Annotated in this window: 15 protein-coding genes and 1 tRNA gene; 10 read left to right on the top strand and 6 right to left on the bottom strand. The window is 54.0% G+C overall.

The annotated features are described in order from the left end of the window. Window positions 1-62: 62 nt before the first annotated feature. The 3 genes from KGP16_RS23075 (at window position 63) to KGP16_RS23065 (ending at window position 4,739) form a co-directional block, all read left to right on the top strand. Window positions 63-2,828 carry a DUF2339 domain-containing protein gene (locus tag KGP16_RS23075; RefSeq protein WP_223500412.1) on the top strand — a complete coding sequence of 922 codons (2,766 nt, stop codon included), beginning with the start codon at window positions 63-65 and terminating at the stop codon, window positions 2,826-2,828. Beyond that, window positions 2,825-4,201: a DUF3999 family protein gene (locus KGP16_RS23070; protein WP_223500411.1), complete on the top strand. Its 1,377-nt coding sequence runs from the start codon at window positions 2,825-2,827 to the stop codon at window positions 4,199-4,201. The genes KGP16_RS23075 and KGP16_RS23070 overlap by 4 nt, the downstream gene beginning before the upstream one ends. Before the next feature lie 238 nt (window positions 4,202-4,439). After that, window positions 4,440-4,739, top strand: coding sequence for a DUF1889 family protein (locus KGP16_RS23065; protein ID WP_217497037.1), 300 nt, complete (start codon window positions 4,440-4,442; stop codon window positions 4,737-4,739). Between the two features lie 418 nt (window positions 4,740-5,157). On the opposite strand, the gene KGP16_RS23060 is transcribed toward KGP16_RS23065, so the two are convergent. After that, window positions 5,158-5,234: transfer RNA gene (locus KGP16_RS23060), tRNA-Ile, on the bottom strand. Between the two features lie 148 nt (window positions 5,235-5,382). Between KGP16_RS23060 and mug the strand changes: the two genes are divergently transcribed. Next, on the top strand, window positions 5,383-5,871 hold the full coding sequence (mug, locus tag KGP16_RS23055) for a G/U mismatch-specific DNA glycosylase (RefSeq protein WP_071682895.1): 489 nt from the start codon (window positions 5,383-5,385) through the stop codon (window positions 5,869-5,871). Between the two features lie 49 nt (window positions 5,872-5,920). On the opposite strand, the gene rpoD is transcribed toward mug, so the two are convergent. The 3 genes from rpoD to rpsU all read right to left on the bottom strand — a co-directional run bounded on the left by rpoD (window position 5,921) and on the right by rpsU (window position 10,018). After that, window positions 5,921-7,759 (bottom strand): RNA polymerase sigma factor RpoD, encoded by a 1,839-nt coding sequence (gene rpoD, locus KGP16_RS23050; RefSeq protein ID WP_021179483.1) that lies wholly within the window; start codon window positions 7,757-7,759, stop codon window positions 5,921-5,923. 157 nt (window positions 7,760-7,916) lie between these two features. Next, window positions 7,917-9,665: a DNA primase gene (gene dnaG / locus KGP16_RS23045; RefSeq protein WP_223500410.1), complete on the bottom strand. Its 1,749-nt coding sequence runs from the start codon at window positions 9,663-9,665 to the stop codon at window positions 7,917-7,919. Between the two features lie 137 nt (window positions 9,666-9,802). Next, window positions 9,803-10,018, bottom strand: coding sequence for a 30S ribosomal protein S21 (rpsU, locus tag KGP16_RS23040; protein ID WP_001144069.1), 216 nt, complete (start codon window positions 10,016-10,018; stop codon window positions 9,803-9,805). Window positions 10,019-10,342: 324 nt separating this feature from the next. Here rpsU and tsaD point away from each other — a divergent pair, with 324 nt between their 5' ends. Then, window positions 10,343-11,356, top strand: coding sequence for a tRNA (adenosine(37)-N6)-threonylcarbamoyltransferase complex transferase subunit TsaD (tsaD, locus tag KGP16_RS23035; protein WP_115159962.1), 1,014 nt, complete (start codon window positions 10,343-10,345; stop codon window positions 11,354-11,356). Window positions 11,357-11,387: 31 nt separating this feature from the next. Here tsaD and plsY read toward each other — a convergent pair whose 3' ends face one another. Beyond that, the gene (gene plsY / locus KGP16_RS23030) at window positions 11,388-12,026 is read right to left on the bottom strand and encodes a glycerol-3-phosphate 1-O-acyltransferase PlsY (protein ID WP_021179487.1); all 639 of its coding nucleotides are present in this window, start codon (window positions 12,024-12,026) and stop codon (window positions 11,388-11,390) included. Between the two features lie 107 nt (window positions 12,027-12,133). Here plsY and folB point away from each other — a divergent pair, with 107 nt between their 5' ends. Both folB and bacA read left to right on the top strand, forming a co-directional pair. After that, complete coding sequence (gene folB, locus KGP16_RS23025; protein WP_021806879.1) at window positions 12,134-12,493, top strand: bifunctional dihydroneopterin aldolase/7,8-dihydroneopterin epimerase; 360 nt, start codon at window positions 12,134-12,136, stop codon at window positions 12,491-12,493. A 140-nt stretch (window positions 12,494-12,633) separates the two neighbouring features. Next, window positions 12,634-13,461: an undecaprenyl-diphosphate phosphatase gene (gene bacA / locus KGP16_RS23020; RefSeq protein WP_071682113.1), complete on the top strand. Its 828-nt coding sequence runs from the start codon at window positions 12,634-12,636 to the stop codon at window positions 13,459-13,461. A 165-nt stretch (window positions 13,462-13,626) separates the two neighbouring features. On the opposite strand, the gene KGP16_RS23015 is transcribed toward bacA, so the two are convergent. Beyond that, the gene (locus KGP16_RS23015) at window positions 13,627-13,776 is read right to left on the bottom strand and encodes a type II toxin-antitoxin system CcdA family antitoxin (protein WP_371822721.1); all 150 of its coding nucleotides are present in this window, start codon (window positions 13,774-13,776) and stop codon (window positions 13,627-13,629) included. Between the two features lie 331 nt (window positions 13,777-14,107). Here KGP16_RS23015 and lldP point away from each other — a divergent pair, with 331 nt between their 5' ends. Genes lldP through lldD form a run of 3 tightly spaced genes read left to right on the top strand, consistent with a single transcriptional unit; the run spans window position 14,108 to window position 17,699 of the window. After that, window positions 14,108-15,763: an L-lactate permease gene (lldP, locus tag KGP16_RS23010; protein ID WP_218520275.1), complete on the top strand. Its 1,656-nt coding sequence runs from the start codon at window positions 14,108-14,110 to the stop codon at window positions 15,761-15,763. After that, window positions 15,760-16,542 carry a transcriptional regulator LldR gene (gene lldR, locus KGP16_RS23005; RefSeq protein WP_223500409.1) on the top strand — a complete coding sequence of 261 codons (783 nt, stop codon included), beginning with the start codon at window positions 15,760-15,762 and terminating at the stop codon, window positions 16,540-16,542. The genes lldP and lldR overlap by 4 nt, the downstream gene beginning before the upstream one ends. 17 nt (window positions 16,543-16,559) lie before the next feature. After that, window positions 16,560-17,699, top strand: coding sequence for an FMN-dependent L-lactate dehydrogenase LldD (gene lldD, locus KGP16_RS23000; RefSeq protein WP_021806874.1), 1,140 nt, complete (start codon window positions 16,560-16,562; stop codon window positions 17,697-17,699). The last annotated feature ends 28 nt before the right edge of the window (window positions 17,700-17,727 follow it).

The following is a 17,727-nucleotide window of genomic DNA, read 5'->3' as shown; positions in this document are numbered from 1 at the left end:
ATTGTCGGCGGTTATGTTTTGGTGTAAGACTGATGCCACGATAAATGATCTAAAGGTGCACCATGGATGGATTGATATTTATCGCTGGTTTGGCGTTGTTCCTGTGCCTAGTGGTATTACCTATTTCTGTGGTGGTATCGCTCGGCCGTGGCAACCGCAACCAGCGGGAAATTGCCCAACTGACACTGACCATCACCCAGTTGCAAAAACAGGTGGATGATCTCCGCTTCGAGGAAACCGGGAGATCACGGCCGCCGCCAACTCCCCAGGTGCCACCTGTGGCTGCGAAGACAACGCATGACTTTGCTGCGCAGGCTGCCCAACAGTCTGCCGTGCAGCCAACTGCTGAAATAGCCGTGCCTCCACCGGTTAAATCCGCCTGGGAGCCCGCAGTTCCAAAACCAGCCGCATCAGTAACAACCATTCCTCGCCCGCCTATTGCTGATAAACCTGCCATTGATAAACCACAGCAACCGAAAAACGACCTGCTCAGCGGGCTGGTGGGCTGGTTTATGCAAGGTAATCCGCTGGCGAAGCTGGGTGTCTTGCTGCTGTTCTTCGGTTTGGCCTACCTGATGAAATACACCGTTGAACGTGACATGCTGCCTATTGAGTTCAGGTTAATGGGCGCGGCGGTAGCTAGCGGCGTTTTACTGTGGTTTGGCTGGCGTCTGCGTGTTAAACAGACGATGTATGCCCTGATCCTGCAAGGGGGCGCGGTTGGCGCGCTCTATATCACCGTATTTGGTGCCTTCCGGCTTTATCAACTGTTGCCACATATGCTGGCATTTGGCCTGATGCTGGTGATCTGCGCCGCCAGCGTGGGCTTGGCCGTATTGCAGCGTGCCCTCAGCCTGGCGATGCTTGCCAGCATTGGCGGCTATCTTTCACCTTTGCTGTTGTCCGCCGGTGGCGGCAGTTATATCGCGCTATTCTCCTATTATCTGCTGCTCTCGCTGGGCATTCTGGCGATCAGCGTCTGGCAGCCATGGCGGCCACTTAACCTGCTGGGCTTTGTTTTTTCCTTTGGCGTCGCTGGGCTGTGGGGAGTAAACAACTACCTGCCGGAATACTACCTGGGCTGCCAGCTGTTCCTGATTGCCAATATCGTGACTTTTGGCGTGCTATGCCTGGCGTTGACTCTACGTGCACAGTTGCCTGGCGAGAAGATTATCGATGGCGCGCTGCTGTTTGGCCCACCGTTAATCGGTTTCGGCATGCAGTATCTGATCGTTCGCCAGTGGGAGTTTGGCCCGGCGTTCTCGGCGCTGGGCTTCGGTTTGGCTTACCTGTTACTGGCCTGGGCCGCATTGAAGCGCTACCCATCCCTGGGCCGCATGTTGGCGGTTTCCGGTTTGGCACTAGGCGGGGTGTTCACTACGCTGGCTATCCCATTGGCACTGTCTGCTGAGTGGACATCCATGGCTTGGGCGCTGGAAGGGCTGGGCATTCTGTGGCTTGGTCGTGAGCAAAAGCAAATCCGCATGAGCCTCAGCGGTTCTGGCCTGCTGGTGCTGGCCTTGGCTTCCGCCCTGGTGGCTCTTGGCGCTGGAATGACGACGCTCTCCTTCACGCTGGTGTTCGCCGTACTGGCATTAACTTGGCTAGCGGTGGCATTCCTCTGGCGCGATCTGGAGAGCGAGGCTGCATTCAGGCTGGTTGTCAGCCGCTCCTTCCTGGCTGGCGGCATCCTGCTCTGGCTGGTTTGCCTGCTCGGTTTTGCCGGGCGATTGCCGCTTGATTATGGCTACGGGGCTTTCCTGGCGTTGCTCTTGTTGACGCTATCCGTAGTGCTGTGGCGTTGGGTGGCACAAAGGCTGGCCTGGCTCGAACTACGTTATAGCATTTGGCTACTGTGGCCGGGTATGTTGGCCATGCTGTTGTTCCAATTGGTCGACTTTGATTCTTTATTGTCCTTCGGCTGGCCGAATCTGGTCTGGTTACTGGCCTTGCCGGTGGCGTACTGGCTGCTGAAGCGCGAAGCGGGCTCCCTGCCGTTACTGCGCCTGCAGCAAGGATTACACCTGTCTCTGTTCTGGATGGTGGTGTTTGCGCTGGGTTATGAAGTCTTTTGGCGCACGATGCGCTTGCCGTGGGGCATGGATGAATGGCAATTGGGCCTGCAAATGGGCTTCCTCTCCCTGATCATCTTGGCTACACATGGTGCGCTGCGCAAAGGATGCTGGCCGTTTGCCGAACATCGTCAGCTGTATGGTGCGATTGCCTTGGCCCCATTGGCGGCGTTGGCTTTGCTGCTGTTGCTGGTAGGCAACGTGTTCGATGGGGTCAGTCTAGGCTGGCGTTATTTACCACTGTTGAACCCGTTGGAAGAGGGGGCTGGTTTTGCACTCTTGGCACTGGTGACTCTGGGGCTGTTTGTCCGGCGGGAATACCCGCAGTTTGCTGCATTGCTGAAACAGGCGCTACCGCTGTTTACCCTCGCGATGCTGTTCTGGTGGGGCAATGGGGCGGTCCTGCGTGCGCTGGCCTATTACGCCGATATTGCCTGGCGGGTTGATACGCTCTGGGGCTCCCGCCTGGTGCAGACCACCTTCGCTTTGCTGTGGATGCTGATAGCGCTGATCGTCATGGTGTTGTCAACTCGCCGTGGGCAGCGTGAGGTCTGGTTTGGCGGTGCGGCGTTGCTCGGTATCGTCATTGTTAAGCTGATGCTGGTTGATAGCGCCCGGGGTGGGGGATTGGCGCGTGCCATCTCGTTTATCGGCGTGGCGATACTGGTGTTGATCGTGGGATATTTTTCCCCATTGCCACCCAAAGCGGTGCGCGGTAAGGAACCCAATGTGGCAAGCGAACGAGGGAATGTATGAAAGTAAAACTGAATAACTGGTTGCTGCTGGGGTCGCTTTGTCTGGCCGGTGCGGCCAATGCGGAGCCGGTGGCTGAAAAACCGCAAGATTTCGCCTATGGCATCTCGCTAACCACTGAAGGCAGCGCGCCATTTTTCCGTATTGAACTGCCTGAGGCAGTGTATACCGAGAGCGTTTGGCCGGATCTGCGCGATGTGCGGGTGTTCAACAATCAGGGGCAGGCCGTCCCCTTTGCATTGGCCGCGAACGTCACTACTCAGGACAATAGCCAGACTTTCCCTCTGCGCCTGTTCCCGATGAAGGGTAAAAGGGTCACTAATCAGGAACAACAGGTGATTTCGTTAAAATCCGCAGGTGGTGTTGAAGTTACCTTGCCTGTGGATAGCGACCAGCCAATGGGGAACACCTATCTGCTGGAGATCCCGCAGCATGAGGGCAACTATCCCCGTCTGACCCAGTTAAAACTGGCCTGGGAGCGTCTGCCCGAGAATTGGCAGACCCGCGTTAGCCTGTTTTCTAGCCGCGATTTAAAAGACTGGTCGAGCAGCGCTGAGGATGTGCCCTTGATGGATCTGGTTTCTGGCAGCGATCGGTTGCTGTTGGATACCATCGATCTTGATGACTATGCCAGACCTCGTTATCTGCTATTGGTGTTCAACGATGCCAAAACGGCCCCTGATTTGAAGATCCAGTCAGTGCAGGGGATTGCGGCGTCCAGACACACCGAACAGCAAAGGATCGGCCTGACCTTCAACCAAAAAGCCATTTCGGCCAGTGAGGCGGAATATAGCTGGCCGAATCCTCAACCCTTGAACAATATCAGCATTCGGCCGACGCAGAGCAATACGGTACTGCCACTCGAGATCGATTACCGCAGCGCAGCCAGTGACAGTTGGCACCCTCTGACCAAGCAGGTGGTGTTCTCGGTGAATGGCCGCACCGCTGAGGCAATCCCGCTGAACGGCTTGCTGGTGCAGGGTATCCGCTTAAAAGGCATCAACCAGCAATGGGGCGATTCACTGCCAGAAGTCTCGGCACAGCGCGATAGTCAAACCTTGATATTCAATGCCCAGGGAACCACGCCATTCCTGCTGGCGTGGGGAAATAAAGCGGCCCAGCCTCAGGCGATCCCTTTAGATAGCCTGATCCCGGCAGAGCTGCGTAAAACGATAGATGCCGATGCGTTGCCAGAAGCTGGGTTGCAATCCCAAGTGACCCTGGGCGGCACCGAACGCTTGAGCGCGGTAGATGCCGCAGAAGAGGCCAGTATGTGGAAGAAAGGCCTGCTCTGGCTGCTGCTGGTTGTGGGGGCGGGGGGATTGGTGTTGCTGGCGCTGAAGTTGTGGAAAGAGGTTCAGCAGAAGCCGCAATAGGGCGGGCAGGTGGGATAGAAAACAAGGGGTGATGCTGAATGTGTTGCCCTTTGGTGGTTGATTCAGTTGGTAGATGTCATCTCTGAAGGGATCTATACCGACGACAACAAGTAATCCTCCCTCAATTGTTTGACCGCGCGAAAAATGAAAGAAAGTTAATGATCCCTATGACATCACGGCTTGTTTGGGTTCATATTATAAACTTGTTTATTACGTGGTTAATTTTAAGGATAAGAGTATGTCAACAGTAATAGATAAAGCACTGGACTTCATTGGCGGTATGAACACATCAGTACCCACACCGCATCCCATGGATGAAAGTACCGCTAAGGGAATACTTAAGTATTTGAGAGAATTAGGTGTGCCGGCTAGTGCAGCCGATGTCACTGCACGAGGTATTAAAGAGGGGTGGGATACCGGGTTCACGAAAAAAGTGGCCGGGTGGGCTGATAAAATTCAGTCTGGTGGTCGTGTTGTTATTAAAAATCCTGAATACTTTTCTTCGTACATGCAAGAAGAACTCCGGGCACTAGTTTGAGTTAACCGTTAGCAAATGGGTTAAGTACTCTAGGCGCTTTCACTATCAATGTGGGAGCGTTCCATCTATCAATCACACATTACGAGTGGTATTCGTTATACCAGTTTAAAGAATCCATAATTTCTCTCATTAGGCTATCGGGAAGAATAGATTCATCATCACTGTTAGCCAGTTCGAGTATTTTCCTCGGAGTAAGCCCCACATCGGCTAATAGCGGCCATCTGGTCTGCACATTCTGGACCGTTACAGCATCAGGAACATCATGAAGATTAAAAGGTATGCCCATAATGGCACGTCTGAGCATGCAATTTTTTGTTTCTTTAATGACCAATCCCCCCGGTAAAACTCGCTTATACTTCGTTGCGGTATCCTGAAAAAACAAAGGACTCACGTTTTTAGCGTAAGTCCTTGTTATATTTGGTGGCCCCTACTGGACTTGAACCAGTGACCAAGCGATTATGAGTCGCCTGCTCTAACCAACTGAGCTAAGGGGCCAGGCGGCGTGATTATACGGTAATCATGGGATGCAGGTCTACACCCATAAAACCATATGATGTTTTTATGCACAGTTCTAGCCTGTTGTAATTGCAGGCAGATTTTGCGATAACCGCGGTTAATTCCTTTTAACGGACTGGTGATACTCATGGAACTCTTGGCGCCAAACCTACAGGTGGTGTTCTGCGGCATCAATCCTGGCCTTTCCTCTGCCCATCAGGGCTATCCTTTTGCCAATGGCAGTAACCGTTTCTGGAAGGTGATCCATCAGGCGGGCTTCACCGATCGCCAGTTGGCCCCGGAACAATGGCTACAACTGCAAGAAAACGGTTGTGGGATCACCGCTCTGGTCGCGCGCCCAACGGTGGCGGCCAGTGAACTTTCACGCGATGAACTGCGCGGTGGCGGTGAGGTGCTCAAAGAAAAAATTCTGCGTTACCAACCTCGTGCTTTGGCGATCCTGGGCAAACAGGCGTTCAGCAGTGCGTTTGGCGTGCGTAATGCCGCTTGGGGGCGTCAGGAGATGATGCTGGGTAAAACTGAGGTGTGGGTATTGCCTAATCCCAGTGGATTGAATCGTGCCACGCTGGAGCAGCTTACCGAGAGTTACCGCGAGCTATTCCTGGCGTTAAAATAAGGCATAAAAAAACCCCGGCGAGCCGGGGTTCTTACGAGGTTGTTAAACCTTAGTCATCCAGGAAGCTACGCAGCACTTCTGAACGGCTTGGGTGGCGCAGTTTACGCAACGCTTTGGCTTCGATCTGACGAATACGCTCACGGGTAACGTCGAACTGTTTGCCCACTTCTTCCAGCGTGTGGTCAGTGTTCATATCGATACCGAAACGCATACGCAGCACCTTCGCTTCACGTGCGGTCAGGCCAGCCAGGACGTCATGTGTGGCAGAACGCAGGCTTTCAGAAGTGGCAGAATCCAGTGGCAGCTCGAGGGTGGTATCCTCGATGAAATCGCCCAGATGTGAATCTTCATCATCACCAATCGGCGTTTCCATGGAGATCGGCTCTTTGGCGATCTTCAGTACCTTACGGATTTTGTCTTCTGGCATCAGCATACGCTCGGCCAGCTCTTCCGGCGTTGGCTCACGGCCCATCTCTTGCAGCATCTGGCGCGAAATACGGTTGAGCTTGTTGATCGTCTCAATCATATGCACCGGAATACGGATGGTACGTGCCTGGTCGGCGATAGAGCGGGTGATAGCCTGACGGATCCACCAGGTGGCGTAAGTCGAGAACTTGTAGCCACGACGGTATTCAAACTTGTCTACCGCTTTCATCAAGCCGATGTTGCCTTCCTGGATCAGATCCAGGAACTGCAGGCCACGGTTGGTGTATTTTTTGGCGATCGAGATAACCAGACGCAAGTTGGCTTCAACCATCTCTTTCTTCGCGCGGCGGGCTTTCGCTTCACCGATCGACATACGACGGTTGATGTCTTTCACCTGCTCGATGGTCAGGCCGGTTTCTTCTTCGATCTGACGCAGTTTTTGCAGGCTGCGTTGAACATCTTCATTAACGTCTTTCAGCTTCTCTGACCATGGTTTACCCATTGCCAGTGCCGCTGCGAACCAGGTGTCGCTGGTTTCGTTGCCGGCGAACAGGGTGACGAAGTTTTTCTTCGGCATTTTGCACTGCTCAACGCACAGCTTCATGATGATACGTTCTTGCGTACGAACGCGATCCATCATGGTACGCATGCTGTTGACCAGGAAGTCGAACTGTTTTGGCACCAGGCGGAACTGCTTGAACACTTCAGACAGCTTCAGGATCTCTTCTGCTGCGCTGGCGTGGCTGCGGCCGTTCTTTTTGATAACCAGACGAGTGGCTTCGTACTGATCGCGCAGATCGGTAAACTTCTGGCGCGCCAGTTCAGGATCGATGCTGTTGTCGTCTTCAGCTTCGTCTTCTTCATCTTCGTCTTTGTCGTCGTCGTCCTGCTCTTCGGTGGTTAATTCAGAACCGATGTGAGTAGCGGTAGGGGCGATGTCTTCTTCCGCGTTAGGATCGACGAAGCCGGTGATCAGATCGGACAGGCGTGCTTCGCCAGCCTCGACACGATCGTACTGCTCCAGCAGATAGGTGATGGCTTCAGGGTACTCAGCAACCGAGCACTGCACCTGGTTGATGCCGTCTTCGATACGCTTGGCGATGTCGATTTCGCCTTCACGCGTCAGCAATTCAACGGTACCCATTTCACGCATGTACATGCGCACTGGGTCAGTGGTACGCCCGATTTCAGATTCTACGCTGGACAGCACCTGAGCGGCAGCTTCTTCCGCATCTTCGTCTGTGCTGTTGGTATTTTCAGCCAGCAGCAGGTCATCGGCGTCCGGTGCTTCTTCCATCACCTGGATGCCCATGTCGTTAATCATCTGGATGATGTCTTCGATCTGATCGGAGTCGACGATATCTTCCGGCAGATGGTCATTGACCTCAGCATAGGTCAGATAGCCTTGCTCCTTACCACGTTGGACAAGAAGTTTAAGCTGTGACTGCGGGTTTTGCTCCATAAGACGGTATCCACACTTCAGAGTATTTGGGTTGGTGTCGGTCGGCGAAACCGCCAACAATAGCATTTGGGGCGTTTTTGTTGTTGCCGCGGCCCACTGTGGCGGCATATTGCAGGGCTCTGCCCTCGCATTTATCGGCACTTAAGCCGTTTGGTATTCAGTTTTTCTTCGCCAATGCCAGTTGTAATGACCAGAGTTCCTTGCGTTCGTCTGCATTCAGGCCATGCGTTCTGTCACGTGCAATCAAATCTTCCTGACGTTTCTCCAGCACCGAGTCATAGAGATTCGTCAGAGTATCTAAAAAGTGTTGCTCAACTTGTTCCTCAACGATCATATGGTTCCATGTCGCCAAGGTTTCAAGCTGCTGGCTCAATTTGTTATCTCGGTACAGCTCCAGCAACTGGCCGGTAGTCAGACCCGGCTGCGCTAAACAGGTCTGCACCAGTTCAACAAATAGCGGTAAACCCGCCTGTTTAGTCTGCTCGAGCCCTTCCAGAGAAGGGATAAGTGTAGCCAAACGCGGATTTTGCACCAGTAATCCTATCAGTATACGCATGGTTGTGCGTTTTAGCTGGGGCGCCTGATAAGTATTCGCATTTTCCGCCTGTTTGGGCATCAGCTTGTCGAGCTGGCTATCGTCCAGCAGGCCCAGTTTGCTGCCTAGCTGTTGGCGCAGGTAGAGACGTAATGTCTCGCCCGGCACCTGAGTGATCAGCGGTAGCGCTAAGGTACTCAGTTTGGCACGGCCATCCGGGCTGCTCAGGTCGACCTGTGGCATCAACGTTTCGAACAGGAAAGTGGAAAGCGGCTGCGCCAGCTCCATTCGCTGTTCGAAGGCGTCTTTGCCTTCTTTACGGACCAGGGTGTCCGGGTCTTCACCGTCTGGCAAAAACATAAACCGTAACTGGCGCCCGTCGTTCAGATAGGGCAGTGCGGTTTCTAACGCGCGCCAGGCGGCTTCACGGCCAGCCCTGTCGCCGTCGTAACAGCAGACAACGTTATCGGTAGCGCGGAACAGCAGCTGAATATGTTCAGCCGTTGTCGAGGTTCCGAGTGAGGCAACGGCATAATCAATGCCATATTGCGCTAACGCCACCACGTCCATATAGCCTTCGACCACCAGCAAACGTTGCGGGTTGGCGTGGCTCTGCTGTGCTTCATACAGGCCGTACAACTGACGGCCCTTGTGGAATACTTCGGTTTCCGGCGAGTTCAGGTACTTGGGCATACCGTCGCCCAGTACGCGTCCACCAAAAGCGATTACCCGCCCGCGTTTGTCGCGGATGGGGAACATCACACGCTCGCGGAAGCGATCGTAAGTGCGCCCTTGATCGTTAGTCACCAACATTCCGGCATCGTTCAGTGCTGCCCGGCTGTCGGTATCACGCCCGAAACGTTTTAACGCATTATCCCAACCGGCAGGTGCAAAGCCGATGGCAAAATGGCGGATAACGTCGTCACTCAATCCGCGCTGTTGCAGGTAGTTGCGCGCCTGCGTCCCGTTGGATTGATGCAGTGACTGTTGATAGAACGCGCTGAGCTGTTCCATCAGTTGATATAGGCTTTGACGCTGATGGCGTTCGATTGGCGTCGGTCCGGTGCCTGCCTCGTAAGGCACTTCCAGCCCGTGCATGGTGGCCAGTTCCTCGATGGTTTCGACAAACTCGAGTCTGTCGTAATTCATCAGGAAGTCGACGGCGTTACCGTGCGCTCCACAACCAAAACAGTGATAAAACTGTTTGTCGCCATTAACGGTGAATGAAGGCGTTTTTTCGTGGTGGAACGGACAGCACGCGTGATAGTTTTTGCCCTGCTTTTTAAGCTTTACCCGGGCGTCGATCAGATCGACGATGTCGGTGCGAGCCAGCAAGTCATTGATAAATACACGCGGAATTCGTCCAGCCATAAGCCCCTGTTACGATTGCCTATAAACGAGAACAAGCCGCGCATTCCTTTCGGAAAGCACGGCCTTCGTATGCAACTACTCGGTCTGCGTGTTCTTGAAAAAGAAAAAAATCACGCGGTGGGGTTACCCCCGAAGGATTAATACAGACGAGTGCGGCGTGCGTTTTCGCGAGCCAGTTTCTTCGCGTGGCGTTTTACTGCAGAAGCTTTAGCGCGTTTACGTTCGGTAGTCGGTTTTTCATAGAACTCACGACGACGAACTTCAGCCAAAACACCCGCTTTTTCGCAGGAACGCTTGAAACGACGCAGTGCAACGTCAAATGGCTCGTTTTCACGTACTTTAATTACCGGCATGTGCCTCTCACCTCAATAGAATTCGGTTTGCTGCTGGCCAAGCGCCAGCCTTTTCAAAATGGTGCGGAATTTTACTTCAATGGATGCTGCTTTGTAAAGCACCATAGCAAATTGAAACACGCCGCGTTCCGGCAAACTCGCGCAATTATGCATCGGCCGCCGATTATAGACTAATCAGAAAAAATTGCTCGTTTTTAATCACCCGGCGGGCAACCTTGTGAATCATCGACATAGCGCACCATCGCGGCCAGGGTGCTGCAGGCTGGCGGTAAATGGCGTTGATTGTGATAAACTGGCGGCCGCACGTGAATGATGGGAAATGTAATGCGCGTATTGGGTATAGAAACGTCCTGCGATGAAACCGGTATTGCAGTGTATGACGATCAAGCCGGTTTGTTAGCCAACCAACTCTACAGCCAGGTGAAACTGCATGCCGATTACGGCGGCGTGGTGCCAGAACTGGCTTCCCGCGATCACGTGCGCAAGACAGTGCCGCTGATCCAGGCCGCACTGAAAGAGGCGAACCTGAAGCCTACCGATATCGATGGCGTGGCGTATACCGCCGGGCCGGGTCTGGTGGGGGCCTTGTTGGTTGGGGCAACCATTGGCCGCGCGTTGGCGTTTGCCTGGGGCGTGCCTGCGGTGCCGGTGCATCATATGGAAGGCCACTTGCTGGCACCGATGCTGGAAGACAACCCTCCGGAGTTTCCGTTTGTGGCACTGCTGGTGTCTGGCGGCCATACCCAACTGATCAGCGTGACCGGGATCGGTGAATATACTTTGCTGGGGGAGTCGGTTGACGACGCCGCTGGCGAAGCGTTCGACAAAACGGCCAAGCTGTTAGGGCTGGATTATCCCGGCGGGCCGATGCTGTCGAAAATGGCGCAGCAGGGCACTGAAGGGCGTTTTACCTTCCCACGCCCAATGACCGATCGCCCAGGGCTGGATTTCAGTTTCTCCGGCCTGAAGACCTTTGCCGCCAATACCATCCGCTCTAACGGCAACGACGATCAAACCCGTGCCGATATTGCCCGTGCTTTTGAAGATGCGGTGGTGGATACGCTGGCGATCAAATGCAAACGCGCGCTGGAGCAGACCGGGTTTAAACGCCTGGTGATGGCCGGTGGCGTCAGCGCCAACCGCACGTTGCGCAGCAAGCTGGCAGAGCTCATGAAAAAACGCGGTGGTGAAGTGTTCTATGCCCGCCCGGAATTCTGCACCGACAATGGGGCCATGATCGCTTATGCCGGGATGGTTCGAATGAAGAACGGGGGTAACCCGGAGTTGGGCGTTACCGTACGCCCACGTTGGCCGCTGGCAGAGCTGCCTGCGGTGTAAAAGCCAAGGGCCGGAATTTCCGGCCTTTCAATCATTCTTCTTTGTGTTCTTCCTGTTCTAAAACACCGTCTTTCTTCTTGCGGAACTTACCCCAGATCTTCCCTTCCTGGCCGCGCCATAGGCGCTGGATATTGTCGTGATGACGCATCAGGATCAGGCAGGAGAGCATCGCCACCGGGAAGGTAAACTGCGGTTTGAACCACCAGACGTAGAACGGTGCAATCAGTGCGCTGACGATCGCCCCGAGCGAGGAATAGCCGCTCAGTAGCACGGTCAACAGCCAGGTCCCGGTCATCAGGCCGGTGAGATCCCAGCCGATCGGCGCAATGGCACCGAACGCCGTCGCCACGCCCTTGCCTCCACGGAAGTGGAAGAACACCGGGTAGATATGCCCAAGACAGGCGGCGATTGCCGTCAGGCCCAGATACAGCGGTGGGACGTTGAACGCATAGGCCAACCAGACTGGCAGCATCCCTTTTAGTATATCGAACACCAACACCGTAGCCGCCGCCAGGCGGCCGCCGATACGCAGGACGTTGGTCGCCCCTGGATTTCCCGATCCATGTTCACGCGGATCCGGTAGCCTGGCGATCCGGCAAACCAGGATCGCGCTGGAAATTGAGCCACACAGATACGCGAAGATAATCATGCCAAGCGCGGTAGCACTCATAACGCGGTTCCGTCTAATAATGGTCGTTTTACTCGCAACATCTATGGATAATACGCATATTCCGTCGGAAGTGGTATCCGGCAAGGCCAAAAACTGAGAATGACGTGATGGATATCGTATTTATTGAAGAGCTTACCGTGATCACCACCATTGGCGTTTATGATTGGGAACAAACCATTGCGCAAAAGCTGGTGTTCGATATCGAAATGGCGTGGGACAACCGCCAGGCAGCCGCCAGCGATGATGTGAATGATTGCCTGAGCTATGCCGATATCAGCGATGCGGTCATCCAGCATGTGCAGCCCAATCGTTTTGCGCTGGTGGAGCGTGTCGCAGAGGAGGTATCCGAAATTTTGCTACGGCGCTTTAAATCTCCCTGGGTCCGTATTAAGGTCAGCAAGCCGGGTGCAGTCGCGCACGCCAGCCGGGTTGGGGTGATCATCGAACGCGGTCAGCGCCCAGCCTGACAAGTTGTCACCAATATGCAACTAAAGACCGATATGCTGGTCTGTAACTAGAATTGTTTAAGCGGCAAGGTATTGAACACTGCCGCTTTTTTGTGCTCGTACCTTTAATAGCGTTAAATTTGAAATGGGGTAGTGGTCTGATGGCGGACATGCATTCATTGTTTGTGGCATTCGTGCTTGGGGTAGTCGAAGGGCTGACAGAGTTCCTGCCGGTTTCCTCTACCGGGCACATGATTATCGTTGGTGAGTTACTGGGTTTTACCGGCGATAAGGCGAAAACCTTCGAAGTTATTATCCAACTGGGTTCGATCCTGGCGGTGGTAGTGGTGTTCTGGCGCCGTCTGTTTGGCCTGATCGGCATTCACTTTGGTGGCAAACCTGTTCCTCATGAAGGACAGACGGCAGGGCAATTGAAGTTGGGCCATATCCTGCTGGCGATGATCCCGGCGGTAGCGCTGGGGTTGCTGCTCCACGATATGATCAAATCGCTATTTGAACCGAAAAACGTGATGTATGCGTTAGTGGTCGGGGGCCTGTTGCTGTTGGCCGCCGAATGGCTGAAACCGAAAAAACCAAGCGCGGTCGGGCTGGATGATATTACCTATCGGCAGGCCTTTTTGATCGGTTGCTTCCAGTGTCTGGCGCTGTGGCCTGGTTTTTCCCGTTCCGGCTCTACCATTTCGGGGGGCATGCTGGTGGGCGTGAGCCGTTTTGCGGCCTCGGAGTTCTCCTTTATTCTGGCAGTGCCAATGATGATCGGGGCCAGCGGCCTGGATCTGTACAAGAGCCTGCACTTCCTGACGCTCAGTGACCTGCCGATGTTTGCCGTCGGTTTCGCTACCGCGTTTGTGGTAGCGCTAATCGCCATCAAGACCTTCCTGCAGTTGATCAAGCGTATCTCGTTTGTGCCTTTCGCCATCTACCGCTTTATCGTCGCGGCGGCGGTCTACATGGTGTTTATTAATTAATTCTGGCACCAGCTCGAACGTTTTCTCTTCTCCAATAGTGGGCTCTTGGCCCACTATGTTCATATTACTTGTGTTGGCGCATTCGATTGGTCGCTACCAGTGGCTTCAAATTCCATCAATGAGGAAATCTATTGCCGTTTTTGCAGTAGACGGTGAATTGCATTGTTAAAACGTTCTGTACTCATCGCTGAAACAGCCGTGTTCATCATGAAAACGATTTAATGCCTCGAGAGTTCCCTTGTTTTCTTCCTGCCATTTTTTCGTTGCGTGATTATGTAGTTTGGCAGCAAAGCTGGCGTTAAGGTTAATACCCATATTATTAATAAGTCTATTATTTACTGTCATGTATGTACTCCTGCTGTTGTCTGCACCACATCATACACATATTTAAAAAGGCGATAGCGCGAGGGGTCCCCAAATAATGGTGCTGCTTAATCTTGCTCATTTAGCACCCCTTCTCCCCACTTTTGGTCCGACCAATGCCGGAAAAATGTGAACCTCTGGCACATAAACGGCAAAAACCCAAACAGACACATTGCATGTTTTTAACAGTAAGTTAACTATCGGTTATCAATCATATGACTTCGCCCTGTTAGTACGACCCATTAAGCGGAGGAGTATGTAAATAATCGCGGGAGTTATCTACATGGAAGTCTGGCAACAAGTTTATGATCCCATTGGTAATATCTGGCTATCAAGTGCGGTCGCGGCGCTGCCCATTGCGTTTTTTTTCTTGGCGTTGATTAAACTGAAGCTCAAGGGGCATATTGCAGCAACGTTAACCGTTGGTATAGCTTTGCTGGTGGCGTTATTCCTCTACCGGATGCCCATCGATCGAGCGCTCGCTGCGGTGGTTTATGGTTTTTTCTATGGGCTGTGGCCGATAGCCTGGATCATTATTGCCGCAGTATTTGTCTACCAGATTTCGGTGAAAACCGGGCAGTTTGACATCATCCGCTCTTCCATTCTCTCTATCACCCCCGACCAACGTTTACAGATGCTGATCGTTGGCTTCTGTTTTGGTGCCTTTTTGGAAGGTGCCGCCGGGTTTGGCGCACCGGTAGCCATTACCGCCGCCTTGTTGGTTGGGCTGGGATTCAATCCGTTGTATGCCGCAGGGCTTTGCCTGATCGTCAACACTGCACCGGTGGCTTTCGGCGCTATGGGCATCCCGATTATCGTTGCGGGCCAGGTGACCGGGTTGGACAGCTTTGCAATTGGGCAGATGGTCGGGCGCCAATTGCCGTTCCTGACGATTATCGTGCTGTTCTGGATCATGGCGATTATGGACGGTTGGCGCGGCATTAAAGAAACCTGGCCTGCGGTGGTCGTGGCGGGGGGCAGCTTTGCCTTGGCGCAGTATCTCAGCTCTAACTTTCTTGGGCCAGAGTTGCCAGACATCATCTCCTCGCTGGTTTCACTGGTATGCCTGACGCTGTTTCTGCGGGTTTGGCAGCCAAAACGCCTGTTCCGATTTGATAATGCCGAGGGGGCCGTCGCCGACCAAACGCTGGTGCAGCAGCACTATGGTTTAGGGCAGGTTATTCGCGCCTGGATGCCGTTTATTTTCCTGACCGCTACGGTCACCCTGTGGAGCATCCCGCCGTTTAAAGCATTGTTCGCGCAAGGTGGTGCGCTGTACGAGTGGGTGTTCTCTATTCCGGTGCCTTTTCTGGATAAGTTGGTGGCCAAAATGCCGCCGGTGGTGGCAAATATCACGCCTTATGTCGCCGTTTTCAAACTTGACTGGTTCTCTGCCACCGGCACCGCCATTATGGTTGCTGCGATCGCCTCTGTGATTTATTTGCGCATGAAGCCCAAAGACGCGCTCACCACGCTGGCTGAAACGCTAAAGGCGTTGATGTTGCCCATTTATTCCATTGGCATGGTGTTAGCCTTTGCCTTTATTTCCAACTATTCCGGCCTGTCGGCAACCTTGGCGTTGGCATTGGCACATACCGGCAGCGCGTTCACCTTTTTCTCACCGTTCCTTGGCTGGTTGGGCGTGTTCCTGACCGGCTCAGACACTTCGTCCAACGCGTTGTTTGCCGCTCTGCAGGCCACCACCGCCCAGCAGATTGGCGTTTCGGATGTGCTGTTGGTTGCGGCTAACACCACCGGCGGAGTCACAGGCAAAATGATTTCACCACAGTCTATCGCGATTGCCTGTGCCGCCGTGGGGTTGGTGGGGAAAGAGTCTGATCTGTTCCGCTTTACGGTAAAACACAGCCTGATCTTCACCTGTATGGTGGGGGTTATTACTACGCTTCAGGCTTACTGGCTGACCTGGATGATCCCATGACTGTAAATCTTCAACCTACTGATCCACTCCGCTCGGCCGATCGTTTGGTTGAGCGTATCAAGGTGATGATCCGTGAACGCCAACTGGAAATGGGGATGCGCTTGCCCGCCGAGCGCCAGTTGGCCAACGAGTTGGGCGTCTCGCGTTCCTCTTTACGTGAGGCGATTCAAAAGCTGATTGGTGAAAAAGCGCTCATCAGCCGACGTGGCGGCGGAACCTATATCTGCGACGAGCTTTCCCCCTGGTCGGAGCAATGCATCGTGGAACCGCTAAGAACCTTGGTTGCCGACGATCCTGACTATCGTTATGACATTCTGGAAGCTCGCCACGCCATTGAGGCCAGCACCGCCTGGCACGCGGCAATGCGCGCCACCGCCGCAGACAAAGAGAAGCTACAGGCTTGCTTTGACGCCATGTTGGCGCTTCAAGAGAGCGATCATCCTGAACTTGCCGCTCAGGCGGATGTGCGCTTCCATTTGGCGATTGCCGAGGCTTCACACAACGTGGTGTTGCTGCAAACCATGCGCGGCTTTTTCGATTTAATGCGTTCCTCCGTCATGCATAGCCGCCAGCGTATGTACACCCAGCCAACGATCTTCACCCGTCTGACTGAACAGCACGAGGAACTGCTGCTGGCGATCCTGGCAGGCGATCCTGAACGGGCGGGTAAAGCGGCCAAATCTCACCTGGGATTCGTGCATTCCACCATTAAAAATCTGCATGAAGATGAGGCCAGGCAGGCGCGTATAACCCGCCTTCCTGATGACAATTCACCGTAACAAAGGGAGATCGTTTGATGATTATCTCAGCAGCCACGGATTATCGCGCTGCGGCACAACGTAAACTGCCGCCGTTTCTGTTTCACTACATTGATGGCGGCGCTTATGCCGAACACACTTTACGGCGTAACGTGGAAGATCTGGCTCAGGTCGCATTGAGGCAGCGTGTTCTTAAGAACATGTCGGCGCTCAGCCTGGAAACCAAACTGTTTAACGAAACTTTGGCCATGCCTGTTGTCCTTGGCCCGGTAGGGTTATGTGGCATGTATGCCCGCCGTGGGGAGGTGCAGGCCGCGCGCGCCGCAGAACAACAAGGCATTCCGTTTACGCTTTCCACCGTATCGGTGTGCCCAATCGAAGAGGTGGCGCCGGCCATCAAGCGGCCCATGTGGTTCCAGCTGTATGTGTTGAAGGATCGTGGATTTATGCGTAATGCCTTGGAGCGGGCGAAAGCCGCGGGCTGTACCACCTTGGTCTTCACCGTGGATATGCCGACACCAGGCGCCCGTTACCGCGATGCACATTCGGCAATGAGTGGCCCCTATGCCGCCCAGCGGCGCTATTGGCAAGCCGTTACCCATCCTGCCTGGGCGTGGGATGTTGGCCTGAATGGGCGCCCGCACGATCTGGGCAATATTTCCGCTTACCTCGGAAAGCCCACCGGACTAGCAGATTATATCGGGTGGCTGGGGGCCAACTTTGACCCTTCGATTTCATGGAGTGATTTGGAATGGATCCGTGATTTCTGGCAGGGACCGATGGTGATAAAGGGCATTCTCGACGCCGACGATGCGCGTGATGCCGTGCGTTTTGGTGCTGACGGGATTGTGGTTTCCAACCACGGTGGTCGCCAACTGGATGGGGTACTTTCTTCTGCTCGTGCGTTGCCGATGATTGCCGATGCGGTGAAAGGGGATATCACCATCCTGGCAGACAGCGGGATACGTAGCGGATTAGACGTGGTGCGCATGATCGCGCTTGGGGCGGACAGTGTGTTGCTTGGGCGTGCTTATCTCTATGCGCTGGCGACAGCAGGCCAGGCTGGGGTGGAAAATCTGCTCGCATTGATCAAAAAAGAGATGTGCGTAGCGATGACGCTCACGGGGGCGAAAAGTATCGCTGAAATCAGCCGTGATTCGTTGGTGCTGGAGGGGTAGGTAGGGGCGCATACCGCGCCCGTTTTAC

Source organism: Serratia sp. JSRIV006, assembly GCF_019968685.1.
Taxonomy (GTDB): Bacteria; Pseudomonadota; Gammaproteobacteria; order Enterobacterales; family Enterobacteriaceae; genus Chania; species Chania fonticola_B.
The sequence above is the reverse complement of the archived record's forward strand: the minus strand, read 5'-3'. Positions and strand labels throughout refer to the sequence as shown.